We start from the raw sequence: 25,873 nt of genomic DNA on the forward strand, positions 1-25,873 counted from the left end.
CATGTCTTTTTATGATTTATTAAAAATGTAAATGGATATATATTTTCACAGTCAAAAAAGTTAAAATATTTCGTTTTAAGGATTATAATAGAGAGAGAACTATAAAAGGAGTGAACGAATTTGAAACAAGAACTTATTGAAAGATTTACGAGATATGTAAAGATTGATACACAATCAAATGAAGAAAGTCATACAGTGCCTACAACACCAGGGCAAATTGAGTTTGGGAAGTTATTAGTGAAAGAGTTAAAAGAGATTGGGTTATCAGAAGTGACGATGGATGATAATGGTTATGTAATGGCAACACTGCCTGCTAATACAGATAAGGATGTTCCTGTAATCGGCTTTTTAGCTCATTTAGACACAGCAACAGATTTTACAGGGAAAAACGTAAAACCACAAATTCATGAAAATTTTGATGGTAATGCGATTACGTTAAATGAAGAATTAAATGTTGTGTTAACACCTGAACAGTTCCCGGAATTACCATCATATAAAGGACATACAATTATTACAACTGATGGTACAACACTTCTTGGAGCAGATGATAAAGCTGGTCTTACAGAAATCATGGTCGCAATGAATTATTTAATACATAATCCGCAAATTAAGCATGGAAAAATAAGAGTAGCATTCACACCAGATGAAGAGATTGGTCGTGGGCCAGCTCATTTTGATGTAGAAGCGTTTGGTGCATCGTTTGCTTATACGATGGACGGAGGTCCATTAGGTGGTTTAGAATATGAGAGTTTTAACGCTGCAAGCGCTAAATTAACTTTTAGAGGGACAAATACACATCCTGGAACAGCGAAAAACAAAATGCGTAACGCAAGTAAACTTGCTATGGAATTCGATAGACAGTTGCCAGTAGAAGAGGCGCCAGAATATACAGAGGGATATGAAGGTTTTTATCATTTACTTTCTTTAAATGGTGACGTCGAGCAAAGTAAAGCTTACTATATTATCCGAGATTTTGATCGTAATCATTTTGAAGCGCGTAAAAATAACATTAAAGATATTGTGAAAAACATGCAAGAGAAGTACGGCGAAAATGCGATTGTTTTAGAGATGAATGATCAGTACTATAACATGCTTGAAAAAATTGAACCAGTGCGAGAAATTGTTGATATTGCATATGAAGCGATGAAAAGTTTAAATATCGAACCGAACATCCATCCAATTCGTGGTGGAACAGATGGATCACAATTATCGTATATGGGATTACCAACGCCAAATATTTTTACCGGTGGTGAAAACTATCACGGTAAATTTGAGTATGTTTCGGTAGATACTATGGAAAAAGCTGTTCAAGTAATTGTAGAAATCGCAAGACGATTTGAAGAACAAGCTTAAAAAGAGAACCAAGTAGTAATGAAGTGCTACTTGGTTCTTTTCTATAGTAAAAAATACAAAGTGAAACTTGTTACAGGACGTTTGTAAAAGGGGGAAATGGTATGAGTGAAAATCAGTTTCATGGTTATATAGGGACATATACAAAAGCAGAGAGTAAGGGGATTTATAAATTTCTACTTGATACGAACATCGGAAAAATTAAAGGGGTCGAATTAGCAGCTCATATAGGAAGCCCGACGTATGTAACGATTAGTCATAACAACGAGTACCTTTATTCTGTTGCGAAAGATAATGGGTTAGGTGGAATTGCTAGTTTTTCCATTCATAATAAATCCGGTAATCTAAATTCGATTAACATGCAAGTTTTAGAAGGGGCATCGCCGTGCTATGTAAGTGTGAATCGGGAGAATAGTATAGTAGTAGCAGCTAATTATCATAAAGGAACAGTAGAGTCCTATTTAGTGAAAAAGGATAATGGAAGTTTAAATGCTGCTACGGTAATTGTAGAACATAAAGGGTCAGGACCAAATAAGGAAAGACAAGAAAAGGCACACGCTCATTATATGGATTTTACTCCTGATGAAAAATATGTAGTAGCAGTTGATTTAGGAATAGACAAGGTGATTACATATAAAGAAAGTGACGGAGAACTAATAGAAGTTGCACGGTTATCTGTAAAACATGGTAGTGGTCCAAGGCATCTTATATTTCATCCAAGTGCGCAGTATGCATATGTTATGACAGAATTAAGTTCAGAAATTATTGTACTGCAATATGATGCACAGAGGGGCAGTTTTAAAGAAAAACAATACATCTCGACATTACCTGGAGAGTATAGTGAAGATAGTTATGGAAGTGCAATTTATATTTCTTCTGATGGCAAATTCGTTTACGCAGCAAACCGTGGGCATAATAGTATCGCAGTTTTTCGAGTAAATGAGTATAATGGAGAGCTAACTTTTATTGAAACAGTATCGACAGAAGGAGATTGGCCACGTGACTTTTCTTTAGATCCGACCGAAAGATTTTTAATTGCAGCGAATGAAAAATCTAATACATTGACTTTATTCTCTAGAAATCAATTAACGGGGAAATTAGTGCTCTTACAGGATGGAATAAGTGCGCCAGAACCGGTATGTGTGAAGTTTTTGCATGTGAAAAAGTAGATAGGAGAACATTTATGAATTTCAAAGATTATAAGGTTTGTCATATATATGGACAACAAATGTGGCATGATCAAGCTATTATTATTGGAAATAAAGAAGGGTTAGAGCAATTAAGGGCTATGATTGATTTGGCAATAAACGAAAATCAAAGTGAAGAAGTTTTCTTTCCAGTTGATTTCGAAGGATATACTTTAAAAATCATGTGTGTAGAAGACGATGAGAAGTTAGAACACTTATCTTTACCATATCATGATGAAAACTATTATACAAAAAGCGATGATGAAATATCGCCTGAAAATATATTAAAAAAAAGCACTTAAAAATGCTTTTTTTTCAATATAGCACCCGCCACAAATAAAAAGTCGCGTAAGACTCCCAACTTGTCCAATTTGCTGCAAATTTTTTTATTTCGTTTTTAGTCGGTTTCTTTTCGGCACCTGTTATAAATTTGATAGCATTATGCAGGCCGACATCATCAATTGGAAAAGCTGAAGGGAAGCGTAAACAACGCATCAAAACATAGTGAGCAGTCCATGGACCTATACCGCGAATGCTAGTTAATTGTTTTTCAGCTAGCCTCACATCTTGTATTTCTAATAGAGATTCTTTTGATAATTTACCTTCTGTAATGAGCTGCGCGATGTCAATTAAGTATTCACATTTTCTTGTAGTCATTTTTAATAATGCGAGATCTTCTACACTTAGATTTGCTATTACTTCAGGTGAGGGGAATATCCAATGTTTTCTATCGTTCCATTCTACATAATTGCCAAAGTTTTCGACTAATCTTCTTTTTAGAGTATAGGCATATGTGAGGTTAATTTGTTGACCGATAATTCCCCAGGAAAGTGCTTCAAATAAATCTGGAATACCTAATGTGCGAAGCCCATAATACTCTTGAATAGGACCTTGAAGGAGTGGATCATGTTTTGCTAATTTATAAAAGGGAGCTAAATCCGTAGTTAAATCAAACCACTCTTTTACATAGTTAGCTACAGCATCGCATATCCATTTTTTAGAGATATATGATTCTCCTAAAAAACGTATTTGAATATTGCCATCAGTATTTATACTAATTTCAACAAAAGGATTTACATCGTGAACAGGGATGACTTTATAAATTTTGTTATCTTCAATATGAAACATACATTCATTGTTAGAACGTGATAGATAGCGTAAATTTGCTTGGAAACTAAATTCTTTCGGAACTGCTAAAGTCAATGTGCTATTATATTCTGCGGTCATATGAATTCCACCGGTAACTTTTCTAATGTAAGCAATTCTTTCTTCATTTCTAATCCGCCTCTAAAACCAGTTGGTTTTCCATCTTTTCCCATAACGCGATGGCAAGGAATTGTAATAAGAAGTGGGTTGGCAGCAATAGCAGAAGCAACGGCACGTACAGCTGTAGGTTTTTGAATTCTTTCTGCAATTTCTGAATAAGAATATGTTTTTCCGTAAGGAATTTCACGTACCGTATTCCAAACAGATAATTGAAATTCAGTTCCGTAAGCATCAATAGGAAATGTGAAAGTTTCTCGCTTGTTTTCTAAATACTCGATAACTTCTTTTGTATATGTTTGCAGGTAATCTGGATTGCGAGTCAATATATGTTGTGGCAGTTTTTTTCTAGCCCACAAATTTAGTTCTTCAAAGTTTTCGTCTTGAGATCCAATGAAACATAGTCCATTTTCAGTTGCAGCAATATGCAAGCGCCAATTTTTATGTGTAATTAGCGTCCAATATATAGATTTATTTTTATAGGAATTCATTATTGTATCCCTCTTTCATTTCGTTCTTTTTTCGATATTCAGTAGGAGTAAATCCGGTTTTCTTTTTAAATAAAGTTGCGAAATACTCCGTGTTTTCTATCCCGACAGCAGTACTAATTTCCTTAACGGATTGATTTGTATGTGAAAGATATTCTGCCGCTTTAACAATCCTAAATTGCTGTATATATTCTATGGGACTTATTCCTATCAGTCTTTTAAAAGTGCGTTGTAAATGAAAAGGGCTACCGTGGCACATTTCTGCAAGTAGGCCGAGAGTTAGTGCTTCGTCATAATGTTTTTCGATATAGTCTTTAATTTGTTCTACCCACTCTTCATTAGGTAAAATTATCCCATTTGGTTTACAACGTTTGCACGGACGAAAGTGTTCATGCAGTGCTTGCTCTGCATTTAGAAAAATTCGTACGTTGTTTTTATTTGGTATTCTCGATTTACACGATGGCCGGCAAAAGATCCCGGTTGATTTCACAGCATAAAAGAACTTGTTATCATATGAAGAATCATTATGAATAATTGCTTGCCAATACTCATTTGTTAACGTAAACCCTTCATTATGCAAAGATCATCACCTCTGAAATTAGTATAACCTGAATCATGTACGTATGTACGTATTCACAAATGTAAGAGCAAGATTACAAAGATGAAAATATGATTGTTTTTCTATTTTGTGATAGCATGAAATTTGGAAGTGAACATCAAGAGGAGGACTATAAGTGAAGTTAATTTCATGGAATGTAAATGGTTTGCGAGCAGTTATCGCAAAAGGTGGATTTTTAGAATATCTAGAAGAATCCAATGCAGATATATTTTGTTTACAAGAGATTAAATTACAAAGTGGACAAATTGATTTAAATTTAGATGGATATTATACATATTGGAATTATGCTGTGAAAAAAGGATATTCAGGAACGGCTATTTTTACAAAAAAGGAACCGCTTTCTGTTACATACGGATTAGGAATTGAGGAACATGATCAAGAAGGACGAGTCATTACTTTAGAATTTGAAGATTTTTATATGATAACGTTATATACACCAAACTCCAAACGTGGATTAGAACGCTTAGATTACAGAATGAAATGGGAAGATGATTTCAGGGCCTATATTAAACGATTAAATGAAAAGAAATCAGTTGTTTTTTGCGGAGATTTAAACGTCGCACATAAAGAAATAGATTTAAAAAATCCAAAAAGTAACCGTAAAAACCCTGGATTCTCTGATGAGGAGAGGGAGAAGTTTACACGTACTTTAGAAGAAGGATTTGTTGATACGTATCGCTACCTTTATCCTGATCAGGAAGGAGCATATTCGTGGTGGTCGTATCGTATGGGAGCGAGAGCAAAAAATATTGGATGGCGTTTAGATTATTTTGTTGTCTCGGAAAGAATGAAAGACAAAATAACAGAGGCGAAAATTAACAGTGAAATAATGGGATCAGACCATTGTCCAGTTGAATTACATATAAATTTCTAAAAAAAGAAGTATCTCGCTAATAATAGGCGGATACTTCTTTTTAATTCAGTTTGTTAAAATTTTTCAAATCATTCTTGAAATAATTGCATATTAAATATATACTTAGTAACGATAATCATTATCATTGAAAAGGGTTATCGATGGATGAAGTGTAAAAGAATTATAGTTTAGGGGAAGTGAATGAGAATGAGTTCCGGATAAAATTATTAATCTAATGAAATATATGTTTGGGACAAGTTTCATGTAGTTAAGTTTTCATATGAAAATAATCTATTTACAAGTTTTGAGAGGAGATATATAAAGATGAACAAGAAGTTATTTACATTAGGGATGGTTACAGTTTTAAGTGTAGGTTTAGCAGCATGTAATAGTACGGATAAAACTTCAGGGGAACAAAAGCAACAGACAAAAGCTACGGAAACAAAAAAAGATGAAAAACGAAAAATTACATATTTAGGTAAAGAATATACAGTACCAGCAAAAGTAGATAAAATTGCGACAGCTAGTTTAGAGTCAATGGAAGATGCAGCAGTACTTGGAATTAAACCAGTCGGTGCAATTACTGTAGGTGGTAAATTACCAAAGTATCTTGAAAAAGAATTAGAGGGTGCAAAATCTGTGGGTGAAAAAATGCAACCTAATTTTGAAACATTACTTCAATTAAAACCGGATGTTATTACATCTAGTACGAAATTCCCAGCAGAAACAGCTGAAAAGTTTACGAAAGTAGCTCCGACGTTCCCGGTATCACACGTTTCAACAGATTGGGAAGATAACTTAAAGTTAATGGGAGAATTAACTGGTAAAAAAGATAAAGCAGAAAAAATTATTAAAGATTACAATGCGGACGCTGAAAAAGCAAAAGCAAAATTAGGAGATAAGTTAAAAGACAAAAAGGTACTTGTAATTAGACTAAGAGCAAATGAATTATTCCTATATCCAGAAGGAGTATACTTCAACCCTGTAATTTATAAAGATCTTGGACTAACTGCTCCAGAACAACTTAAAACTGTAAAAGCACAAGAGAAAATTTCATTTGAAAAACTTGCTGAACTTAACCCGGATTATATTTTCTTACAATATGAGACAAGCGAAAATAAAAATCCGAAAGTGCTAGAAGAAATTGAAAGCAATCCAATTTGGCAAAGTATGAATGCTGCGAAAGAAAAGAAAGTATTTGTAAACGTTGTAGACCCAATGGCACAAGGTGGTACAGCTTGGAGTAAAACAGCATTCTTAAAAGAAGCAGTGAAAAATTTATCTAAATAATACAATAAGTAAGGTGCGTTGAATGATATGCAGAAAACGAATACAGTACCAGTAACCATTTTATGTATAGCGCCCGTATTGATTTTAATTACAGTTATGCTTTCTGTTTTATATGGTGCGAAAAACATTGATGCTGAAACAGTGTGGAATGCTTTATTTCATTTTGATTCAAGCGATGTAAATCATAATATTATTATTACTTCACGTTTACCAAGGGTAGTTGCAGCTCTTTTAGTCGGAGCATTTCTAGCCATATCAGGAGCACTTATGCAGGGGATGACAAGAAACTATCTTGCATCCCCTTCTATTATGGGTGTGACGGATGGTGCAGCCTTTGTTATTACACTTTGTATGATTTTTCTTCCGGGAATGTCATCAATCGGTATGGTTTTATGTTCAATGATTGGCTCAGCGCTCGGGGCAGGTATAGTGTTTGGTTTTGGTTCACTCCTTCAAAATGGCTTATCACCTGTTAGGTTAGCAATTATAGGAACGGTTATTGGAACATTTTTAAGTAGTTTATCAGCCGCGATGGCTTCGTATTTCCAAATTTCTCAAAATGTTAGTTTTTGGTTTAATGCAAAGTTAGATCAAGTGGACCCTAATATCATTAAAATCACGATACCATTTGGGATAATTGGTATAATTTTAGCACTTTTAATATCAAAATCTATTACCATTCTTTCTTTAGGAGAAGAAGTTTCTATTAATCTAGGGCAGCGTACAAAACTAGTTAAAGCGATGGCAATTTTATCAGTTATTTTTTTAACAGGAACAGCAGTTGCTTTAGTGGGGAAAGTTGGTTTTGTAGGTTTAATTATTCCACACATTACGCGCTTTATAATTGGGGTAGATTATAAGTGGATTTTGCCTTGCGCAGGCGTTATTGGTGGAGTTTTCTTAGCATTATGTGACGTTTTAAGTAGATTTGTAAACTATCCATTTGAAACACCAATTGGAGTCGTTACTTCCTTAATTGGAATTCCTTTCTTCCTTTATTTAATCCGTACAAGAGGAGGAGAGAGACATGCTTAAAAGTTCAAGTCAACGTTTTGGAATGACAATGGGGATTAGTATATTTTTAATACTATGTGCTATTTATATTAGTTTAACGAATGGTACGTTTGATATTACGATTACAGATGTATTTAAAACACTCTTTAGAATAGATCCAGTACCAGACCATGATTTAGTTATTTTTGAGTTTCGCCTTCCGCGCATTGTAATTGCTGGATTAGTAGGATTAGGCCTAGGTGTTGCGGGTGCTGTAATTCAAGGGATTACGAGAAATGGATTGGCGGACCCAGGTATTTTAGGAGTGAATGCCGGAGCAGGTACAGCCATCGTAATTTTCATGTTCTTCTTTCAAGGGCAATTAAAGAGCACAGACTGGATTTCTATTATGATGATGCCGATGTTTGGTTTAGTCGGTGGGCTAGGAGCCGCTATAATAATTTATCTGTTTTCTTGGAAAAACGGTAAGTTAGACTCGCAGCGTCTTTTATTAACAGGGATTGCAATTGGATCTGGATTTGGAGCGTTTTCTATGTATTTATCGCTCAAAATGAAGTCAACTGATTTCGAGATGGCTGCAGTTTGGGTGTCTGGAAGCATATATAGTGCAAACTGGAAGTATATTATTGCTATGTTGCCGTGGCTTATCATATTAATTCCGCTTATACAAAAGAAAGCTTATTTATTAGATTTATTTCAATTGGAAGAAACGAGTATTACAAGTCTAGGTGTTTCAGTAGAAAGAGAGAAATCTATTTTACTACTAAGTAGTATCGGACTTGTGAGCGCATGTGTTGCTGTTTCAGGAAGTATTGGTTTCATTGGACTAATGGCACCGCATATAGCGAAAAGACTTGTCGGTATTCAGCATAAGCATATAATTCCTACGTGCGGAGTAATCGGAATGTTCCTTGTAATTGCTTCAGACTTTATTGCAAAAACAGTATTCACACCTGTAGAGTTACCGGTTGGAATTGTTATTTCAATTGTCGGTGTACCGTATTTCTTATATTTACTTTATAAGGCGAAAGCGTAAGAGGGGGAATAAAAGTGAGTATTTTAAGCGCAAAAAGTTTAGAAACAAGTTATGAAAAGCTTACCGTGTTTCGCGATTTAAATGTGGAAATACAAGAAGGAAAAGTAACGACAATTATAGGTCCAAATGGATGCGGTAAATCGACATTATTAAAAACAATGGGAAGAATTTTAAAACAAAAAAGCGGAAAAGTGTATTTACAAGGACAAGATTTAAATACAATTCCAACGAAAGAAATCGCAAAGCAATTAGCGTTACTCCCGCAAAATCCAATCGCTCCAGGAGAGCTTAAAGTTGAAGAATTAATTTCTTATGGGCGTTATCCACATCGCAATAACGTGAATAAGTTAACGGCAAAAGATAAAGAAATGATTGATTGGGCATTAGACGTAACTAAAACGTCAGCATTTCGTACGAGACAAATTGCAAATTTATCAGGTGGACAAAGACAAAAGGTTTGGCTAGCAATGGCGTTAGCACAACAGACAGAAGTCTTGTTACTAGATGAGCCAACTACATACCTTGATATGTCTCATCAATTAGATGTACTGCAAATCGTGGAGAAATTAAATAAAGAACATAATTGTACGGTCGTAATGGTATTACATGATATTAACCATGCAGCAAGGTTTTCAGATGAAATTATTGCAATGAAGGAAGGGGAAATTGTTACAACTGGTAGCCCAGAAGAAATCATTACAAATGAAGTATTAAAAGAAGTATTTCATATTGATGCGCGTGTCATGATTGATCCGTATAATGGGTCTCCTGTTTGCTTCGGCTACGATAGCGTTGTATCTCAAGAAGAAAAAGTAGAAATATATGTAACGAGTTAAAAGGGGGGATATAAGATGAGTACTACTATTGAAAAACAGCAGATTATTACATCTAATACAGAACAGTGGAAAATGTATTCAAAATTAGAAAGTAAGGAATATCAAATTCATATTTCAAAGCCGAGGCAACCAGCGCCAGAGTCAGGATATCCTGTTATATACGTATTAGATGGCAATGCCTTTTTTCAAACATTCCATGAAGCGGTTAAAATACAATCAGTTAGAGCAGAAAAAACAGGTGTGTCACCAGCCATTATAGTAGGTATTGGTTATCCAATTGAAGGGGCATTTTCAGGTGAAGAAAGGTGCTATGATTTTACGCCTAGTGTAATTTCAAAAAATGCGCCTTTAAAACCAGATGGCAAACCGTGGCCTAAAACAGGAGGGGCACATAACTTCTTTACTTTTATGGAAGAAGAACTGAAACCTCAAATTGAAAAAAATTATGAAATTAATAAAGGAAAGCAAACGTTATTTGGGCATTCGTTAGGTGGTCTATTTGCTTTACATATACTATTTACAAACGCAGATGCCTTTCAAAATTATTTTATTAGTAGTCCATCTATTTGGTGGAATAACCAATCTGTGCTTGAAAAAGAAGAGAATCTTATAAATGAATTAAACAATGCAAAAGTTGAAACAGGAGTATTTCTTACGGTTGGATCACTAGAACGAGAGCATATGGTTGTAGGGGCAAACGAATTATCAGAGCGGCTTCTCCTAGTAAAACACGATCAGTTTCGATTTAAGTTCTATGAAGCTGAAGGGGAGAATCATGCATCTGTTGTGCCGACTTCTTTGAGTAAGGGATTAAGGTATATTAGTCATGTGTAGAAGGAGTATATGAAAAAAGGTAAGCAATTGCTTACCTTTTTTCATTATTGCTTTATTGCCACGTATCCATCAATTAAAAAGCTAGTGAAAAAACGAGTGATTTGAGTAAAGCCACATTCCTCCATGATAGTTAGTAAATCTGTTTCAGAAATAGGAAACATTTCTTTTTCAAAAGAATTTTCAAATCGTTCCCAATCTTCTAAGGGGATTTGATTTTGTAACATATGATTTCGCCAAGCATTCAATTGTGCAGAAAATTTATTTGTATGACGCACACCATTTATCGTAGAGAGAAAAAAAGGTGCACCTGGTTTTAAGCGGTTACTAATTTCTTTAAGAAGTTCTTTTTTCTGGTTAATATTTGGGATGAAATGAAGAACAAGTATGCAAGTAGCAGCGTCAAATAACTGATCCGGTAATAATGAATGGACGGTTCCGTGTGTAAAATGAATATGGTTTTGTAGTTCCTCTCTTTCAATTCTCTTTTTTGCTAACTGAAGCATTAGTTTAGACGGATCAACACCTGTAAATTCGAGGGTCTGATTTTGTTTACCCATTGAAATTATTTCTTGACCACCGCCAGCACCAATAACTAATAAGTGTGGAGCGGAGATTCCTAATGGAATTGTAGTAGACAAGAAATGATTCATCATTTCATAAAGGGTAAAGTATCCAGGGATTTTTAATGGAATCATTCGTTCGTATGTATTTATGGTAGAGTCATTCCAACTCATTTTTCACCCTCCTTTTTTAAATTATAGTTCTATTATGAAATGAAATTGCTAGGGGAAACAATCCCATAAATCTGGGGGAGATAAAGATGATTTATGAAAAGGTAACGAAAGAAATTATAGTGTTAATGAAAAATGAAAGTTTAGCTAGACAATTTCAAGAACAGTTTTTAAAAATATTGAAAAAGGCAATTCCTTTTGATGCAGCTTGTTTTACAACTATAGATCCAAGTACATTTTTATCAACTGGAGCATATACAGATCAAAGAATTGAAAAAATTCATCCGCAGTTATTTATGAATGAATTTTTAGAGGATGATTATAACAAATTTAAAGATTTAGCTCGAAATGCTCCTCATGCTGCTGCACTGGGTATTGTTACAAATGGTGAACAAATAATCAGCTCCAGGTATCGGGAAATTTTAAAACCAGCCGGTTTTGTAGATGAAGTAAGAGCAGCTTGTATGAGTAAAGGAAAATGTTTTGGACACCTTAGTTTGTTTCGAGATAATACAAGAGTATCTTTTCAACAAGATGAATGTGAGTATTTATCAAAGATAAGCTCTATTTTGGGAGATACATTAAGAACATCATTTATAACATGTTCAGAGGAACAAGTGGAAGTAGTAGGAACGGGTACGATTATATTAAATGAAAAATTCAACCTACTTTATTGGAATCAAAATGGAAAGGCATGGCTATCCACTCTTAGAACATATGAACAATTGAATGAAGATGACGTTCCAAGGCCAATACGTGCGGTTTGTTCAAGAGTGAAAGCCAACGAATCTAATAGAGAAGAAACAGATGAAGGGGAAATGGTATGTATTGGTTTATCTTGTGGACAATTTTTAGTTATTCGCACGAGTAGGTTAGAAGGTTACGGTAGTTGTAATGATGGCTATATAGTTTTGTTTGAAAGAGCGAGGCCGGAAGAAGTTTTTCCCCTTATTGCAGATTCTTATAGTCTTTCTCAAAGAGAGAAGCAAGTGATAGTAGGAATTGTTAGAGGGATGTCAACAAAAGACGTGGCGGAAGAATTGCATATTTCTACGTATACAGTTCAAGATCATTTTAAATCCATTTTTGAAAAGGTAGGGGTATGTAGTAGAAATGAACTTATATGGGAGGTTTTTTCGAAGTTTTGTTTTTCTAAAGAGAAGTAATAATAGAAAAGAATCCAAAGTCATTTAGGATTCTTTTTTTATAATTTTTTTTTAGGATAACCAAAAACATTCAAATAAACATTTGAATGTTTTTGGTTAATAAGGTATACTACATACATAATCAAATATATATTTGAATAAGAGGTGTTACTTATGAAAGAAGAACATTGTGAACTTTGTTATCACGATGAGCAAAAAGTAAAACATGCAAGTGATATGTTGGAGAAAGAAAATATCAGTAGTGTAGCGAAAATGTTCAAGGCACTCGCGGATGAAACACGATTAAAAATTGCGTATGCACTGTATACGGAAAAGGAACTTTGTGTACGTGATGTCGCAAGTATTATTCATAGTAGTATTGCAACGGCTTCGCATCATTTAAGACTGTTACAAACAATAGGGTTAGCAAAAAAGCGTAAAGAAGGAAAACTTGTTTTTTATTCATTAGATGATTCTCATGTAAACGGATTAATTGAATTAGCGTTTAGTCATAGTAGTGAAATGAACAAGAAAGAATTTGATATGTAGTAAGGCATTTTCATAAAGATACTTCTTTATGAAAATGCAACTTTAAAAGGAGAGGAGATAATAAGTATGATTAAGCTCGTTTTAATAAGACACGGACAAAGTGAATGGAATGTTGAAAATCGCTTTACAGGCTGGAGAGGTTTTGAAAGCCAATGGATTCTCATTCGATATAGCATATACATCTGTTTTAAAAAGGGCGATGCGTACTTTGTGGATTACTCTTGAGGAAATGGATTTGATGTGGATACCTATTCATAAAACATGGAAATTAAATGAGAGACATTACGGTGCACTTCAAGGATTAAATAAAGAAGAAACAGCGAGAAAATATGGTGATGAGAGAGTAACTTTATGGAGACGTTCAACAAATGTACGCCCACCAGCTCTTACAAAAGATGATGAGAGATATGAAGCGGCACATCCGAAGTATAGAGATTTAAAAGATAATAAGTTTCCCCTTACAGAAAATCTAGAAGATACAGAAAAACGAGTTGTTTCATATTGGGATGAAGAAATAGCCCCTAATTTAAAAGATGGAAAAAAAGTGATTATTGCAGCGCATGGAAATACAATACGAGCTTTAGTAAAATATTTAGATCAAATTTCAGATGAAGATATAGAATCTGTAAACATTCCAACAGGAACACCATTAGTTTATGAATTAGATAACGATTTAAAACCGATATGTCATTATTATTTAAGGGTAAAAGGAGAAGTGATAGAAAGAAAAATAGTGTAAAATAATCATTTTTATATACCCTACCTCAGTATTGTATAAGGAGAATGGAGGTAACAAATATTGTTACATTATACTGTCGTAGATAAAGAAACTTGTGAATCATGTGGATTATGCCGCTCTATAGCACCAGATATATATCAATTGGATTGTAAAAGTAAAGCATTTGGTGCATTAGATCACAATGAAGGAATAATTGGAATTCCAACTACATTTTTGAATGCAATGGTGGCAGCATATGAAAGTTGTCCGACAAATTCGATTCGAGTAGGAAAAGAGTCGTTTGAAAATCAAAAATTAGAAAACGGTATGAGAATGGATTAAAGTCGCATTTCTATATCAATAAAAGCAATAGACAGATAGAAGTGGTGAACTTCAGAAAAAATGTTAATGGATTACTAAAAGGAGGAATTTATATGGGACATCATCACGGTCACCAACATCAGGGGCATACTCACGGGCATTCCCACGGACATCATCATTTTGAAGAGAGTAGAGAAGGGAATAAGAAAGGTTTAGTTACGGCATTAGTAATTACGGCAATTATTATGTTTCTTGAATTTTTTGGAGGACTAGTTACAAATAGTTTAGCCTTATTATCTGATTCAGGACATATGTTAAGTGATACGAGTTCGTTATTATTAAGTTTAATTGCTATTGGATTAGCAGCTAGAACTGTTACTTCTACAAAAACGTATGGATATTATCGTTTTGAAATATTGGCGGCATTAATTAATGGTATTACATTATTTGTTGTAGCTGGACTTATCGTGTGGGAAGCGATTGGAAGGTTTTTTGAACCACCAACTGTAGCAAGTGGTCCGATGATGTTAATCGCATCAATTGGTTTACTAGCAAATTTAATTAGTGCATGGGCTCTTATGAGACAAGGTGATGTGAAAAATAACGTCAATTTACGTAGCGCATATTTACATGTTCTTGGAGATGCTTTAGGTTCAGTTGGTGCGTTAGTAGCTGGTGCACTTATGTCATTATTTTCATGGTATATTGCAGATCCAATTATCTCAGTAATTGTAGCGCTATTAATTTTAAAGAGTGCATGGGGAGTAACAAAACATTCCATTCATATACTTATGGAGGGTACACCTGTTTCAATTGAGATAGAACAAGTTAAGAAAGCTATTAAAGAAGTAGAGGGTGTACGTGATATACACGATCTCCACATTTGGACAATTACATCGGGATTAGATGCATTAAGTGTCCATGTAATGATCGATAAAAAACAGGACGATCAAGAAGTGCTTCAAAATATTATTACTATGTTAAAACAGGAGTTCCATATTGAACATGCTACAATTCAAATTGAAACGCTTAAGATTAAGCATAGTGAAATGGTCGTTTAATAAAATTGAACAAAAAGGCTATGGAGGAAATTCTCCATAGCCTTTTTGTTCACGTAAGTAGAATTGTCCTTTTGAAGATTTTGTTTCAACTTTTCGTCCAAAGAGACAAAAAGTTGTCACAATTCCGTCACAATTAGCATAAACATACTATAAACGGAATGAACTTATCCCGCATAATAGCCCGATTGATTCAACTAATAATCAGTAGGGCTGAAAACACCACTGATTAAAAGTTCACTTTATTCTCAAGGAGGTAGGTCGTATGAAAACTGTTCTTGCTATCGCTGGGCTTATTTGGGTTTTATCACACGGTATTCCAATTTATGAAGGAGAACAAATTCGTAGTGCTCTAAATAAAGAATTTAATGAATATCATATTATTGATCGACAAGATAATGTTGTTACAGTTCGTGTAAATGATTGTTTTCATACAGTTACCGTTGAAGGAACTTCTGTAGTTAATGACACAAAATTATGTGATCAACAATAGATGTATATATAATAAAAAGAAAAAAAGTCTCAATTCAAATTTGTGATGATTGAGGCTTTTTTTATTGAATTTTAGTGGGAGATTTTATTATTTTTTTGAAAAAGGGAAAGGGTATAGTGATAATTTGGATTGAGAAGCTAAGTATTTGTTAAGAATAATCATATAAAGATAAGATACTCATATAGGGTATCATTACATAGATATTTAATGCTATAATTGGTATACTCGTAAAAAGTATTTGTTTTTATTGGATGAAGAGAAACTTTAAGAAGGTGATAATATGGATCATAAAGAGCAGGAAACAACGGCTATGCATAGATCAGAAAAAGAAAAAGAGCAAATTATAAATAGATTGAAGAGAATTGAAGGGCAAGTTCGTGGTATTCAAAATATGATTGAAAATGATCGTTATTGTGTTGATATTCTAGTGCAAATTTCAGCGATCAATGCAGCGATGAAAAAAGTAGGAATGGGCGTCTTGAAAAATCATACAAATCATTGTGTTTCAGGAGCTATTAAAAACGGGAATGGTGACGAAGCGATTGAAGAATTAATGACCGTTTTTGAACGTTTTTCAAAAGCATAAAAACCAAGCTAGTATTTGACTAGCTTGGTTTTTCTTTATACATATATGGATGTTATAAAAATTGATGCGTGGAATAAAGAGAAAATAAAGGTTTTAGAAAAAATTTAAAATCATTATATAAAACCATTGATTACCTTAGGGGGGTATGGTAAGATGTAGTTGTGGTTAACAAACAATGAAGAAACAAGAGGAGGATTTTAAATGGAACAGTTAACATTAAAAGTTGAGGGTATGTCTTGTGGGCATTGTGTAAATTCTATTGAAAGTAATGTGAAAGAACTAAACGGCGTTGAACAAGTAAAAGTTCAATTAGCAGAAGGAACTGTTGAAGTTACTATCGACTCATCAGTTGTAACATTAAAAGATATCGTTGCTGTAATTGAAGATCAAGGCTATGATGTTCAATAATAATTTTTAATATGGAAATAAATCGTACTTTATATGGAGTACGATTTATTTTGCTAAAAATTATACCTTATAAGGGTATATAGAGGTGAGAGACATGAATGAACAAAAAGAGGCTAATCTCCAAATATCAGGCATGACATGTGCAGCATGTGCAAATAGAATTGAAAAAGGTCTTAAAAAAGTAGAAGGTGTGCAAGATGCAAATGTGAATTTTGCACTTGAAAAAACGAAAATTTTGTACGATCCAGCTAAAACAAATCCGAAAGAATTTAAAGAAAAAGTTGAATCGTTAGGATATGGCATTGTAAGTGATAAAGCGGAGTTTACCGTTTCGGGAATGACATGCGCAGCGTGTGCGAATAAAGTGGAAAAGCGTTTAAATAAACTAGATGGTGTGAACAAGGCGACAGTAAATTTCGCTTTAGAATCAGCTACAGTAGACTTTAACCCTAATGAAATCAGTGTAAATGAGATGAAGAGTACAATCACAAAATTAGGATATAAATTAGAAGTGAAATCGGATGAGCAAGATTCATCAACAGATCACCGCTTAAAAGAAATTGAGCGACAAAAGAAGAAGTTTATTTTTTCGTTTATTTTATCATTTCCGTTATTGTGGGCAATGGTGAGTCATTTTTCATTTACATCTTTTATTTATTTACCTGATATGCTTATGAACCCATGGGTGCAGCTGGCTCTTGCAACTCCAGTACAGTTTATAATTGGAGGCCAGTTTTATATTGGTGCTTATAAAGCGTTACGCAATAAAAGTGCAAACATGGATGTTCTTGTGGCACTTGGAACGTCCGCAGCTTATTTCTATAGTGTTTATTTAAGTATTCAATCAATTGGTTCTTCAGAACATATGACAGATTTATATTTTGAAACGAGTGCGGTACTTATTACTTTAATTATTTTAGGTAAATTATTTGAGGCGAAAGCAAAAGGACGTTCATCAGAAGCTATTAAAAAGTTGATGGGATTACAAGCGAAAACTGCTACAGTCGTGCGAGATGGAACAGAAATGAAAATTTTAATCGAAGAAGTGGTAGCTGGTGATATTGTCTATGTTAAACCGGGTGAAAAAATCCCAGTAGATGGAGAAATTGTAGAAGGAAAATCAGCGATAGATGAATCGATGTTAACAGGCGAGAGTATTCCAGTTGATAAAACAATTGGGGATGTAGTAATCGGTTCTACAATGAATAAAAATGGATTTTTAAAAGTTAAGGCAACTAAGGTAGGAAGAGACACTGCATTAGCTCAAATTATTAAAGTAGTGGAAGAGGCTCAAGGTTCGAAAGCTCCTATTCAAAGGGTAGCTGATCAAATTTCAGGTATTTTCGTACCTGTTGTAGTTGTGATTGCTATAATCACATTTGCGGTATGGATGATATTTGTTACACCTGGTGATTTTGGCGGAGCACTTGAAAAAATGATAGCAGTACTTGTTATCGCTTGTCCATGTGCATTAGGTCTTGCAACACCAACATCTATTATGGCTGGATCAGGCAGATCAGCTGAGTATGGCATTTTATTTAAAGGTGGAGAACATTTAGAAGCAACGCACCGATTAGATACAGTTATTCTAGATAAAACAGGTACTGTGACAAATGGGAAGCCTGTGTTAACAGATGTAATTGTAGCAGATGGATTCCATGAAGAAGAAATATTACGTTTAGTAGGTGCGGCAGAAAGAAATTCTGAGCATCCACTTGCAGAAGCAATTGTAGAGGGAATTAAAGAAAAGAAAATTGATATCTCAAGTTCAGAAACGTTTGAAGCGATTCCGGGATTTGGTATTGAATCTGTTGTCGAAGGGCAACAATTATTAATTGGTACACGCCGATTAATGAAGAAGTTTAATATTGATATTGAAGAAGTTTCTAAAGCGATGGAAGAACTAGAGCGAGAAGGAAAAACAGCAATGCTTATTGCGATCAATAAAGAATATGCTGGTATAGTTGCTGTTGCAGATACTGTAAAAGATACTTCAAAAGCAGCTATCGCAAGACTTAAGAAAATGGGTCTAGACGTTGTTATGATTACAGGAGATAATACACAAACTGCTCAGGCAATTGCTAAGCAAGTTGGCATTGATCATGTAATTGCAGAAGTATTACCAGAAGGAAAAGCAGAAGAAGTGAAAAAACTTCAAGCGCAAGGTAAGAAAGTAGCAATGGTTGGAGATGGAATAAATGATGCTCCTGCTCTTGCTACGGCGGATATCGGTATGGCAATTGGAACAGGAACGGATGTAGCGATGGAAGCGGCAGATATTACGTTAATCCGTGGTGATTTAAATAGTATTGCTGATGCAATCTTTATGAGTAAGATGACGATAAGAAATATTAAGCAAAATTTATTCTGGGCATTAGCTTATAACGGTTTAGGAATCCCGATTGCAGCGCTCGGTTTCTTAGCACCTTGGGTTGCAGGTGCAGCGATGGCGTTCAGTTCTGTATCAGTCGTATTAAATGCATTAAGATTACAAAGAGTTAAATTGAAATCTTAAACACTTTCAGCTATAAAGCGAATGTAATATGCTTTTTTACAATAAACAATACTTTGTATAAGTATTGTTTATTGTTCGTTTAGAAGGAAAAATCGATATAATATAGAAAGAGCAGAAGTAATGAATCTTATATAGTGGAAGAAACTGTTTCAAAAATAAATACGAAATAATTATCCGGACAACCGAAATAGAAGAGTTAGTTTGATAAGGAGTTTTACATATGTTTAAAGATATTAAAATTAGAACATTCCAGAAAGAGGATTTAGAGCAAGTATTACAATTGTTCTATGAAACGGTTCATACGGTTAATGCACAAGATTATAATACGTTACAGCTACAGACATGGGCACCAAAGCGACTAAATAGAGAAAGTTGGCTAAAGTCCTTAGAAAAGAATATTAGTTATGTAGCGGATAATAACGGTGTGATAGTTGGATTTGGGGATTATAATGATGAGCATTACATAGATCGTTTGTTTACACATAAAGATTATCAAGGGAAAGGGATAGCTTCTTATATATTACAAAAGTTAGAAAAAGAAGCAATGAAGCTAGAACATAGGGATATATATACAGAGGCAAGTATTACAGCAAAACCTTTCTTTGAAAGTAAAGGTTTTATTTGTATAAAGGAACAAAAGAAACAGCACAATGGTCAGATTTTTATTAATTATGTCATGAAAAAAATAGCCTTCTCATAAACGAGAAGGCCATTTTTTATTATTTTACAGCTTCTTTTAGTTCTTTACCAGCTTTGAAAGCAGGTACTTTAGAAGCTGCGATTTGCATTTCTTCACCAGTTTGTGGGTTACGGCCTGTACGAGCAGCTCTTTCACGAACTTCGAATGTACCGAATCCGATAAGTTGTACTTTTTCACCAGCAGCTAAAGTGTTAGTGATTGATTCTACTACAGTTTGTAAAACTACAGTAGCTTCCTTTTGAGAAATCTCAGCATTTTGTGCTACGCTTTTAATTAATTCTGTTTTATTCATGTTTTCACCTCATATGTAAATAATGCTATTTAAGTTGTTATTATAACGTATAAAACATCCGAGAACAAGTGTACGTACATACATTCGTAAAAAAAAATGATATTTGTAATGTTTTTTAGGACCACTTTATAAACATTCAATTTAAGCGGATACAGATTTGTTCTTTATTTTAGGTTGCTCTTTATTAGAAGGTAGTTTCTTAATTATAAGATATGAAATAAGGTAGTATAAAAATATGTTGTGACTTCTGTATAAACTTGTGGAAGTGAGCGGGATGAAATTGGATATAACTAACATTGTTCATGTTGTCACATTAATGTAACAATAAGGCTTTAAAGTACTTCTAGAGGTGAAAACATGAATACTCATCGTGTGAAGAAAGAACAAAACATATCAAACTTAAAAAAAATTATCATTACTGGTTTAATAAGTATAGTAATGATTTCAGTAAGCTTGTATTTTTATGCGACAGAAATAGAACGAAAACTAGTAACAGTCACGTGGAATGAAATAGAAGCTTCGACGATTCCTAAAGAGTTTAATAATAAAAGGATATTGCAATTCTCAGATGTGCATTTAGGGCCAGAGTTTACACTGAAACAATTAGAAAATTTGGTGGAGAAGATGAATGAGTTACATCCAGATATAGTAGTTTTTACAGGAGATTTAATAGATAAGTTTGGATCTTATAATGAGGAAAGAGAAGAAGCGAAAGTCATTTTGCAGAAAATTCATGCTCCCCTAGGAAAATATGCTGTGTTTGGGAATCATGATAGAGGTGGGGGTGGTAGTTTATTTTACAAAAAGTATATGGAGGAAGCTGGTTTTTCTGTTTTAGTAAATGAAGTACAGAAAATTAAATCGGAAAATGGCAAGTATATTACAATATCAGGTTTGGATGATTTTTTATTAGGGAAACCACAAATAGATTCGACTTTAAAAAACTTAAGACAACAAGATTTCAATATGCTATTAATACATGAGCCTGATGTTGTAGACAAAGTAGCTCGTTATCCAGTTGATTTTCAAATGTCAGGACATAGTCACGGAGGACAAGTTCAGATTCCTTTTGTAGGTCCATTAATTACTACAAAATTAGCTGAGAGCTATGTTGAAGGTATGTATGAATTAGAAGGTAAGAGTAAGCCGTTACATTTATATGTAAATCGAGGTATTGGAACGACTCGAATGCCTGTCAGGTTTTGGAGTGTACCTGAACTTTCAGTTTTTGTATTAAAGCAAAATAATAATTAGAATAGAATGTTTCATATTTTGGAGAATTAAGAGTACTTTTAAAGAAAGTTCTCTTTTTTATTGATTAAATGCAGAATATTATGTACTTTTATGTAAAGTGTTAAAAAGAAAGGAGAATTTCTATGATAGAAACATGGCATAAAGAATTGGAAAGTTTATATAATCAAATGGTTTCGTGGCGAAGAGATTTTCATCAATACCCAGAGCTATCGTTTCAAGAAATAGAAACACCGAAAAAAATAGCTGGAATCTTAAAAAGTTTTCATATTGATGTGAAAACAGATGTCGGGGGAAGAGGGGTAATCGGCGTAATTGAAGGTGGAATACCTGGGAAGACGATCGCGTTGCGTGCTGATTTTGATGCACTGCCGATTCAAGATGAAAAGCAAGTTTCATATAGATCAAAGGTTCCTGGCGTAATGCACGCTTGTGGCCATGATGGACATACAGCAACACTTTTAGGTGTTGCGAAAATATTAAGTGATAACAGAGACCAACTTTCAGGAAAAATAATCCTTATTCATCAACATGCAGAAGAGAAAGAACCTGGTGGGGCAATTGCCATGATTGAGGATGGTTGTTTAGAAGGAGTAGATGTTGTTTTTGGCACACATTTATCTTCTCAAATGCCTGTAGGAATTGTTGGGGCGAAAGCTGGAGCAATGATGGCTGCAGCTGATACTTTTGAAGTGAAGATTCAAGGGAGAGGTGGTCACGGCGGTATGCCGCATCATACTGTAGATGCCATTATCGTTGCAACACAAGTTATTAATCAATTGCAACTTTTAGTTAGTAGAAAAGTAGATCCGTTGCAATCTGCTGTATTATCAGTTGGTACATTCCATGCTGGTCAAGCAGATAATATTATTGCGGATACCGCTACATTTACAGGGACAATTCGGACGTTAGATCCTGAAGTGAGAGAATTTATGGAGAAGGAATTTAAACGAGTTGTTGAGGGGATTTGTCAGTCTCTTCATGCTGAAGTTAATATTCAATATAAACGCGGTTATCCAATATTAATAAATCATTTAGATGAAACGAGTCATTTTATGGAGATTGCGAAACGTGATCTTGGAAGAGACAGAGTCATTGAAGTACCACCGATTATGGGTGGAGAAGATTTTGCGTATTACTTAGAACATGTTCCAGGAGCATTTTTCTTCACAGGTGCGGGTAATGAAGAAATAGGAGCAACATATCCACATCATCATCCTCAATTTGATTTTGATGAACGTGCGATGTTGGTTGGTGGGAAGTTACTTTTAAGTCTCATAAATAGTTATTTGAGAGATGGAAAAGAATCTCTTAAAACTTTAGATGTGAATACGACAAAGTAATTTACATAAATAAAAAACAACAATAGGTTATTTGACACTCCCACCCTTAAAGGGGCAAGCTGACTAATGTCAGTGGGATTCTTGCTACCAAAGGCGAAGTCCATTTCTGGTATCGCTGACGTGCAAGAGTGCGGTGTGCCATCACCACTCTCACGACAGACCATATAGGTTCGTGAGCTAGGTACTATCACTATACCATATAGGTTCGTGAGCTAGGTACTATCACTATACCGTACAGATTCGTGTTCCGATGTTTTAGCGTCCTGTTCTTGACGTCACATATTATTTTACCGATAGCATGAATTCGGCTATCGAACTTCCTATGATATCTTGTTTTCGAAGAATGGTATATCCAATCATTGCTAGAAAAGCTTCATATATAAGTAAAGAAAAGAGTAATTACTATTGTCATAGTGAATATAAACTTTTTTCTTGACTTTTTATATGAAGGAGAGCAAAATGGTAAAAAAGGAAGGAGGGATGATGATGGAAGAGTACGTATTAGAACTATATAATCTGTTATATACGACAGAATGGCAAGATATTGTTTCGTTTCTCGGGATAGTATTTTGTATGAAAATTGTAATCGTATATATGGAAGAGCAAGGTATGTTCTATTCCTTCTCATCCCCGTTCGATTTACAACGAGAACCGTTGCTAAACTATGCCAATATAAATGATAAACAAATTCCTTTTGTTATATTCTTTATGATTCGTTTTATAACGGCGATTGTGAAGAAGAAGGAAAGTGATGAAGACGAATGCCATCCAACTTGTTATGTAGCCAACGCTTTTTAAGCTAAATACAAGGAGGAGATTTATATGTGGTTTCGATTTCTTATGATTGGTTTCTTTTCATTAACAGCAATTTCATTAATGGGATATCAAGTGTCTGAAATATATCAAGCGTATAGCAATACGTTTTTTAACAAAAACTAATTGCATTGCTATTTAAATAATAAAGCGATAAAATCCTTCTTAAGAAGTTTTATTAAGAAGGATTTTTTCTTTGTGTAGTCTTACTGTGTCAAACTATTGTCACATTTACACTGTGAATAATATGTTAAAATAGTGAGGTTACGTATACATATTTGAAGGAAGAGGAGTGACCATATTGGTGAATCAATCAACTAATCAGAAAAGCTATGCTCCTATTGTGATAACGCTTTCTGTAATTGTAAATGCGATTATTTTATTTTTGTTCTTTGGACCCGTGGGATATGAAGGAGAAGTACATTTTGATGTAACTATCTTACCAATGTTAAATGCAATTTTTAATAGTTTTACGTTTGTATTTTTATTAGCAGCTTTATTCTCTATTATTAAAAAGAATGTGAAAATGCATCGTGGCTTTATTCTTGCAGCATTTACCACGACTTTATTATTTTGTGTGTCATATTTATCGTATCATTACTTGGCACCAGCAACACATTTCGGTGGAGAAGGATTCATTAAATATGTGTATTTCATCATTTTAATTACACATATTATCCTTGCGGCGATTATTGTACCACTTGCATTGTTCGCACTAGTATTTGGTTTTACGAATCAATTAACACGTCACCGTAAAATTGTACGTTGGACGATGCCGATTTGGTTATATGTAAGTTTATCTGGTGTTATTGTTTACTTAATGATCTCGCCTTATTATCAATAAAAAATCTCAGCCTTTAAGGCTGGGATTTTTTTGTTAAGCAAATTTGTTTGTGAAATTAAAAAAGTGTGGTATACAAAAGTATAGTTGCTTTTCATATGGAAGGGATGGTAAAGATATATGCAAAATTTTGTATTTCGTAATCCAACAAAACTTATTTTTGGTAAAGGACAATTAGAGCAGTTAAAAACTGAAATTCCACAGTTCGGTAAAAAAGTTCTTCTCGTATATGGAGGAGGAAGTATTAAAAGAAACGGTATTTATGATAATGTAATTTCTATTTTAAAGGATATAAATGCGGAAGTGTTTGAGTTGACGGGTGTTGAACCGAATCCTCGTTTATCAACAGTAAAGAAAGGGATTCAAATTTGTAAAGACAATGGAGTCGAATTTATTTTAGCGGTTGGCGGAGGAAGTGTAATCGACTGTACGAAAGCGATTGCTGCTGGTAGTAAATATGATGGAGATGTATGGGATATTGTAACGAAAAAATCATTTGCTAGCGAGGCGTTACCGTTCGGTACTGTACTCACTCTTGCGGCAACAGGTTCTGAAATGAATGCAGGCTCTGTAATTACAAACTGGGAAACGAATGAAAAGTACGGCTGGGGCAGTCCGGTTACATTCCCTCAGTTTTCAATTTTAGATCCAGTACATACTGCGTCTGTGCCGAGAGACCAAACAATTTATGGTATGGTCGATATTATGTCGCACGTATTAGAGCAATATTTCCATCACGGCATGAATACAGAATTACAAGATCGTTATTGTGAGTCTATTTTAAAAACAGTAATTGAAACAGCTCCTAAGCTTTTAAATAATTTAGAAAATTATGAGCATAGGGAAACGATTTTATATTGCGGAACGATGGCTTTAAACGGTATTTTAGCAATGGGAGTAAGAGGAGATTGGGCAACTCATAATATTGAGCATGCAGTTTCTGCTGTTCATGATATACCACATGGGGGTGGCCTTGCGATTTTATTCCCGAACTGGATGAAGCATGTTGTAGATGAAAATATCAGTCGTTTTAAACAGTTCGCTATTCGTGTATTCGATGTAGAAACAGATGGGAAGACCGATAAAGAGATTGCATTAGAGGGAATTGAGACGTTACGTCAATTTTGGACTTCGATTGAAGCGCCAGTAACATTAGCTGATTACGCTATTAGAGAAAGTGAAATTGACTTAATGGCGGATAAAGCGATGGCTTATGGTGAATTCGGTAACTTTAAAAAATTAAATAAAGATGATGTTCGTGCAATTTATAAAGCTTCTTTATAAGTGAAGCGAGAGAAGAAACCTATTTGATTGTTGTATCAAATAGGTTTCTTTTTGT

General features: G+C 34.2%; 28 protein-coding genes and 1 pseudogene. 24 read left to right on the forward strand and 5 right to left on the reverse strand.

The window, feature by feature from the left end; genetic code table 11:
* Positions 1-120: 120 nt before the first annotated feature.
* The 3 genes from pepT (at position 121) to MKX77_RS06240 (ending at position 2,839) form a co-directional block, all read left to right on the forward strand.
* Positions 121-1,353 (forward strand): peptidase T, encoded by a 1,233-nt coding sequence (gene pepT / locus MKX77_RS06230; RefSeq protein WP_341306043.1) that lies wholly within the window; start codon positions 121-123, stop codon positions 1,351-1,353.
* Positions 1,354-1,454: 101 nt separating this feature from the next.
* Positions 1,455-2,519, forward strand: a complete 1,065-nt coding sequence (locus MKX77_RS06235; protein ID WP_341306044.1) for a lactonase family protein — start codon at positions 1,455-1,457, stop codon at positions 2,517-2,519.
* A gap of 14 nt (positions 2,520-2,533) precedes the next feature.
* Positions 2,534-2,839: a hypothetical protein gene (locus tag MKX77_RS06240; RefSeq protein ID WP_341306045.1), complete on the forward strand. Its 306-nt coding sequence runs from the start codon at positions 2,534-2,536 to the stop codon at positions 2,837-2,839.
* Positions 2,840-2,852: 13 nt separating this feature from the next.
* Here the strand turns inward: MKX77_RS06240 and MKX77_RS06245 are convergent, their stop codons facing one another.
* The 3 genes from MKX77_RS06245 to MKX77_RS06255 are packed head-to-tail and all read right to left on the reverse strand — an operon-like array spanning position 2,853 to position 4,868.
* Complete coding sequence (locus tag MKX77_RS06245) at positions 2,853-3,764, reverse strand: DNA-3-methyladenine glycosylase family protein (RefSeq protein ID WP_341306046.1); 912 nt, start codon at positions 3,762-3,764, stop codon at positions 2,853-2,855.
* A complete protein-coding gene (locus MKX77_RS06250; RefSeq protein WP_341306047.1) occupies positions 3,761-4,291 on the reverse strand; it encodes a methylated-DNA--[protein]-cysteine S-methyltransferase in 531 nt (176 codons plus the stop codon). The genes MKX77_RS06245 and MKX77_RS06250 overlap by 4 nt, the downstream gene beginning before the upstream one ends.
* On the reverse strand, positions 4,278-4,868 hold the full coding sequence (locus MKX77_RS06255; protein WP_341306048.1) for a bifunctional transcriptional activator/DNA repair enzyme AdaA: 591 nt from the start codon (positions 4,866-4,868) through the stop codon (positions 4,278-4,280). The genes MKX77_RS06250 and MKX77_RS06255 overlap by 14 nt, the downstream gene beginning before the upstream one ends.
* A 154-nt stretch (positions 4,869-5,022) precedes the next feature.
* Between MKX77_RS06255 and MKX77_RS06260 the strand changes: the two genes are divergently transcribed.
* From MKX77_RS06260 to MKX77_RS06285, 6 genes are all read left to right on the forward strand, one after another.
* A complete protein-coding gene (locus MKX77_RS06260; protein WP_044439849.1) occupies positions 5,023-5,781 on the forward strand; it encodes an exodeoxyribonuclease III in 759 nt (252 codons plus the stop codon).
* Between the two features lie 303 nt (positions 5,782-6,084).
* A complete protein-coding gene (locus MKX77_RS06265; RefSeq protein WP_215553906.1) occupies positions 6,085-7,050 on the forward strand; it encodes an iron-hydroxamate ABC transporter substrate-binding protein in 966 nt (321 codons plus the stop codon).
* A 27-nt stretch (positions 7,051-7,077) separates the two neighbouring features.
* Positions 7,078-8,085, forward strand: a complete 1,008-nt coding sequence (locus MKX77_RS06270; protein WP_341306049.1) for a FecCD family ABC transporter permease — start codon at positions 7,078-7,080, stop codon at positions 8,083-8,085.
* Complete coding sequence (locus MKX77_RS06275; protein ID WP_341306050.1) at positions 8,078-9,100, forward strand: FecCD family ABC transporter permease; 1,023 nt, start codon at positions 8,078-8,080, stop codon at positions 9,098-9,100. The genes MKX77_RS06270 and MKX77_RS06275 overlap by 8 nt, the downstream gene beginning before the upstream one ends.
* A gap of 14 nt (positions 9,101-9,114) precedes the next feature.
* Positions 9,115-9,936: an ABC transporter ATP-binding protein gene (locus tag MKX77_RS06280; RefSeq protein WP_002111287.1), complete on the forward strand. Its 822-nt coding sequence runs from the start codon at positions 9,115-9,117 to the stop codon at positions 9,934-9,936.
* 15 nt (positions 9,937-9,951) lie between these two features.
* A complete protein-coding gene (locus tag MKX77_RS06285) occupies positions 9,952-10,770 on the forward strand; it encodes an alpha/beta hydrolase (protein ID WP_341306051.1) in 819 nt (272 codons plus the stop codon).
* Positions 10,771-10,814: 44 nt separating this feature from the next.
* Here MKX77_RS06285 and MKX77_RS06290 read toward each other — a convergent pair whose 3' ends face one another.
* The gene (locus MKX77_RS06290; protein ID WP_215553902.1) at positions 10,815-11,504 is read right to left on the reverse strand and encodes a class I SAM-dependent methyltransferase; all 690 of its coding nucleotides are present in this window, start codon (positions 11,502-11,504) and stop codon (positions 10,815-10,817) included.
* Between the two features lie 86 nt (positions 11,505-11,590).
* Between MKX77_RS06290 and MKX77_RS06295 the strand changes: the two genes are divergently transcribed.
* The 10 genes and pseudogenes from MKX77_RS06295 (at position 11,591) to MKX77_RS06340 (ending at position 19,994) form a co-directional block, all read left to right on the forward strand.
* Positions 11,591-12,667 (forward strand): helix-turn-helix transcriptional regulator, encoded by a 1,077-nt coding sequence (locus MKX77_RS06295; RefSeq protein WP_341306052.1) that lies wholly within the window; start codon positions 11,591-11,593, stop codon positions 12,665-12,667.
* A 153-nt stretch (positions 12,668-12,820) separates the two neighbouring features.
* On the forward strand, positions 12,821-13,195 hold the full coding sequence (locus MKX77_RS06300) for an ArsR/SmtB family transcription factor (protein WP_098777265.1): 375 nt from the start codon (positions 12,821-12,823) through the stop codon (positions 13,193-13,195).
* Between the two features lie 66 nt (positions 13,196-13,261).
* Positions 13,262-13,934: pseudogene (gene gpmA, locus MKX77_RS06305) on the forward strand (2,3-diphosphoglycerate-dependent phosphoglycerate mutase).
* 60 nt (positions 13,935-13,994) lie between these two features.
* The gene (locus MKX77_RS06310) at positions 13,995-14,255 is read left to right on the forward strand and encodes a ferredoxin (protein WP_215553898.1); all 261 of its coding nucleotides are present in this window, start codon (positions 13,995-13,997) and stop codon (positions 14,253-14,255) included.
* Between the two features lie 92 nt (positions 14,256-14,347).
* Positions 14,348-15,295, forward strand: coding sequence for a cation diffusion facilitator family transporter (locus tag MKX77_RS06315; RefSeq protein WP_341306053.1), 948 nt, complete (start codon positions 14,348-14,350; stop codon positions 15,293-15,295).
* A 262-nt stretch (positions 15,296-15,557) separates the two neighbouring features.
* Positions 15,558-15,785 carry a hypothetical protein gene (locus tag MKX77_RS06320; protein ID WP_341306054.1) on the forward strand — a complete coding sequence of 76 codons (228 nt, stop codon included), beginning with the start codon at positions 15,558-15,560 and terminating at the stop codon, positions 15,783-15,785.
* Positions 15,786-16,065: 280 nt separating this feature from the next.
* Positions 16,066-16,371: a metal-sensing transcriptional repressor gene (locus MKX77_RS06325; RefSeq protein WP_002160817.1), complete on the forward strand. Its 306-nt coding sequence runs from the start codon at positions 16,066-16,068 to the stop codon at positions 16,369-16,371.
* Positions 16,372-16,572: 201 nt separating this feature from the next.
* Positions 16,573-16,779, forward strand: a complete 207-nt coding sequence (gene copZ, locus MKX77_RS06330; protein WP_002160818.1) for a copper chaperone CopZ — start codon at positions 16,573-16,575, stop codon at positions 16,777-16,779.
* 94 nt (positions 16,780-16,873) lie between these two features.
* Positions 16,874-19,294 (forward strand): heavy metal translocating P-type ATPase, encoded by a 2,421-nt coding sequence (locus MKX77_RS06335; protein WP_341306055.1) that lies wholly within the window; start codon positions 16,874-16,876, stop codon positions 19,292-19,294.
* Positions 19,295-19,514: 220 nt separating this feature from the next.
* Complete coding sequence (locus MKX77_RS06340) at positions 19,515-19,994, forward strand: GNAT family N-acetyltransferase (protein WP_341306056.1); 480 nt, start codon at positions 19,515-19,517, stop codon at positions 19,992-19,994.
* A 19-nt stretch (positions 19,995-20,013) separates the two neighbouring features.
* Here the strand turns inward: MKX77_RS06340 and MKX77_RS06345 are convergent, their stop codons facing one another.
* Complete coding sequence (locus MKX77_RS06345; protein ID WP_001043913.1) at positions 20,014-20,286, reverse strand: HU family DNA-binding protein; 273 nt, start codon at positions 20,284-20,286, stop codon at positions 20,014-20,016.
* Positions 20,287-20,643: 357 nt separating this feature from the next.
* Between MKX77_RS06345 and MKX77_RS06350 the strand changes: the two genes are divergently transcribed.
* The 5 genes from MKX77_RS06350 to MKX77_RS06370 all read left to right on the forward strand — a co-directional run bounded on the left by MKX77_RS06350 (position 20,644) and on the right by MKX77_RS06370 (position 25,818).
* Positions 20,644-21,540: a metallophosphoesterase gene (locus tag MKX77_RS06350; RefSeq protein WP_215553893.1), complete on the forward strand. Its 897-nt coding sequence runs from the start codon at positions 20,644-20,646 to the stop codon at positions 21,538-21,540.
* 122 nt (positions 21,541-21,662) lie between these two features.
* Entirely contained in the window at positions 21,663-22,880 is a 1,218-nt protein-coding gene (locus MKX77_RS06355) for a M20 metallopeptidase family protein (RefSeq protein WP_215553892.1), read from the forward strand.
* Between the two features lie 459 nt (positions 22,881-23,339).
* Complete coding sequence (locus tag MKX77_RS06360; RefSeq protein WP_341306057.1) at positions 23,340-23,678, forward strand: hypothetical protein; 339 nt, start codon at positions 23,340-23,342, stop codon at positions 23,676-23,678.
* 316 nt (positions 23,679-23,994) lie between these two features.
* On the forward strand, positions 23,995-24,537 hold the full coding sequence (locus MKX77_RS06365; RefSeq protein ID WP_341306058.1) for a DUF420 domain-containing protein: 543 nt from the start codon (positions 23,995-23,997) through the stop codon (positions 24,535-24,537).
* Between the two features lie 117 nt (positions 24,538-24,654).
* Positions 24,655-25,818 (forward strand): iron-containing alcohol dehydrogenase, encoded by a 1,164-nt coding sequence (locus tag MKX77_RS06370; RefSeq protein ID WP_341306059.1) that lies wholly within the window; start codon positions 24,655-24,657, stop codon positions 25,816-25,818.
* Positions 25,819-25,873 lie beyond the last annotated feature (55 nt).

Source organism: Bacillus sp. FSL R9-9410, assembly GCF_038050385.1.
GTDB lineage: Bacteria > Bacillota > Bacilli > Bacillales > Bacillaceae_G > Bacillus_A > Bacillus_A cereus_U.

What these genes read in the sequence shown, in the direction of transcription:
- MKX77_RS06285 (WP_341306051.1), top strand. Translation starts at nt 9,952, where the DNA reads ATGAGTACTACTATTGAAAAACAGCAGATTATTACATCTAATACAGAA.
- MKX77_RS06360 (WP_341306057.1), top strand. Translation starts at nt 23,340, where the DNA reads ATGGTAAAAAAGGAAGGAGGGATGATGATGGAAGAGTACGTATTAGAA.
- MKX77_RS06355 (WP_215553892.1), top strand. Translation starts at nt 21,663, where the DNA reads ATGATAGAAACATGGCATAAAGAATTGGAAAGTTTATATAATCAAATG.
- MKX77_RS06300 (WP_098777265.1), top strand. Translation starts at nt 12,821, where the DNA reads ATGAAAGAAGAACATTGTGAACTTTGTTATCACGATGAGCAAAAAGTA.
- MKX77_RS06320 (WP_341306054.1), top strand. Translation starts at nt 15,558, where the DNA reads ATGAAAACTGTTCTTGCTATCGCTGGGCTTATTTGGGTTTTATCACAC.
- MKX77_RS06340 (WP_341306056.1), top strand. Translation starts at nt 19,515, where the DNA reads ATGTTTAAAGATATTAAAATTAGAACATTCCAGAAAGAGGATTTAGAG.
- MKX77_RS06265 (WP_215553906.1), top strand. Translation starts at nt 6,085, where the DNA reads ATGAACAAGAAGTTATTTACATTAGGGATGGTTACAGTTTTAAGTGTA.
- copZ (WP_002160818.1), top strand. Translation starts at nt 16,573, where the DNA reads ATGGAACAGTTAACATTAAAAGTTGAGGGTATGTCTTGTGGGCATTGT.
- MKX77_RS06240 (WP_341306045.1), top strand. Translation starts at nt 2,534, where the DNA reads ATGAATTTCAAAGATTATAAGGTTTGTCATATATATGGACAACAAATG.
- MKX77_RS06315 (WP_341306053.1), top strand. Translation starts at nt 14,348, where the DNA reads ATGGGACATCATCACGGTCACCAACATCAGGGGCATACTCACGGGCAT.
- MKX77_RS06295 (WP_341306052.1), top strand. Translation starts at nt 11,591, where the DNA reads ATGATTTATGAAAAGGTAACGAAAGAAATTATAGTGTTAATGAAAAAT.
- MKX77_RS06325 (WP_002160817.1), top strand. Translation starts at nt 16,066, where the DNA reads ATGGATCATAAAGAGCAGGAAACAACGGCTATGCATAGATCAGAAAAA.
- MKX77_RS06335 (WP_341306055.1), top strand. Translation starts at nt 16,874, where the DNA reads ATGAATGAACAAAAAGAGGCTAATCTCCAAATATCAGGCATGACATGT.
- MKX77_RS06245 (WP_341306046.1), bottom strand. Translation starts at nt 3,764, where the DNA reads ATGACCGCAGAATATAATAGCACATTGACTTTAGCAGTTCCGAAAGAA.
- MKX77_RS06275 (WP_341306050.1), top strand. Translation starts at nt 8,078, where the DNA reads ATGCTTAAAAGTTCAAGTCAACGTTTTGGAATGACAATGGGGATTAGT.
- MKX77_RS06370 (WP_341306059.1), top strand. Translation starts at nt 24,655, where the DNA reads ATGCAAAATTTTGTATTTCGTAATCCAACAAAACTTATTTTTGGTAAA.
- MKX77_RS06270 (WP_341306049.1), top strand. Translation starts at nt 7,078, where the DNA reads ATGCAGAAAACGAATACAGTACCAGTAACCATTTTATGTATAGCGCCC.
- MKX77_RS06290 (WP_215553902.1), bottom strand. Translation starts at nt 11,504, where the DNA reads ATGAGTTGGAATGACTCTACCATAAATACATACGAACGAATGATTCCA.
- MKX77_RS06345 (WP_001043913.1), bottom strand. Translation starts at nt 20,286, where the DNA reads ATGAATAAAACAGAATTAATTAAAAGCGTAGCACAAAATGCTGAGATT.
- MKX77_RS06235 (WP_341306044.1), top strand. Translation starts at nt 1,455, where the DNA reads ATGAGTGAAAATCAGTTTCATGGTTATATAGGGACATATACAAAAGCA.
- MKX77_RS06250 (WP_341306047.1), bottom strand. Translation starts at nt 4,291, where the DNA reads ATGAATTCCTATAAAAATAAATCTATATATTGGACGCTAATTACACAT.
- MKX77_RS06350 (WP_215553893.1), top strand. Translation starts at nt 20,644, where the DNA reads ATGAATACTCATCGTGTGAAGAAAGAACAAAACATATCAAACTTAAAA.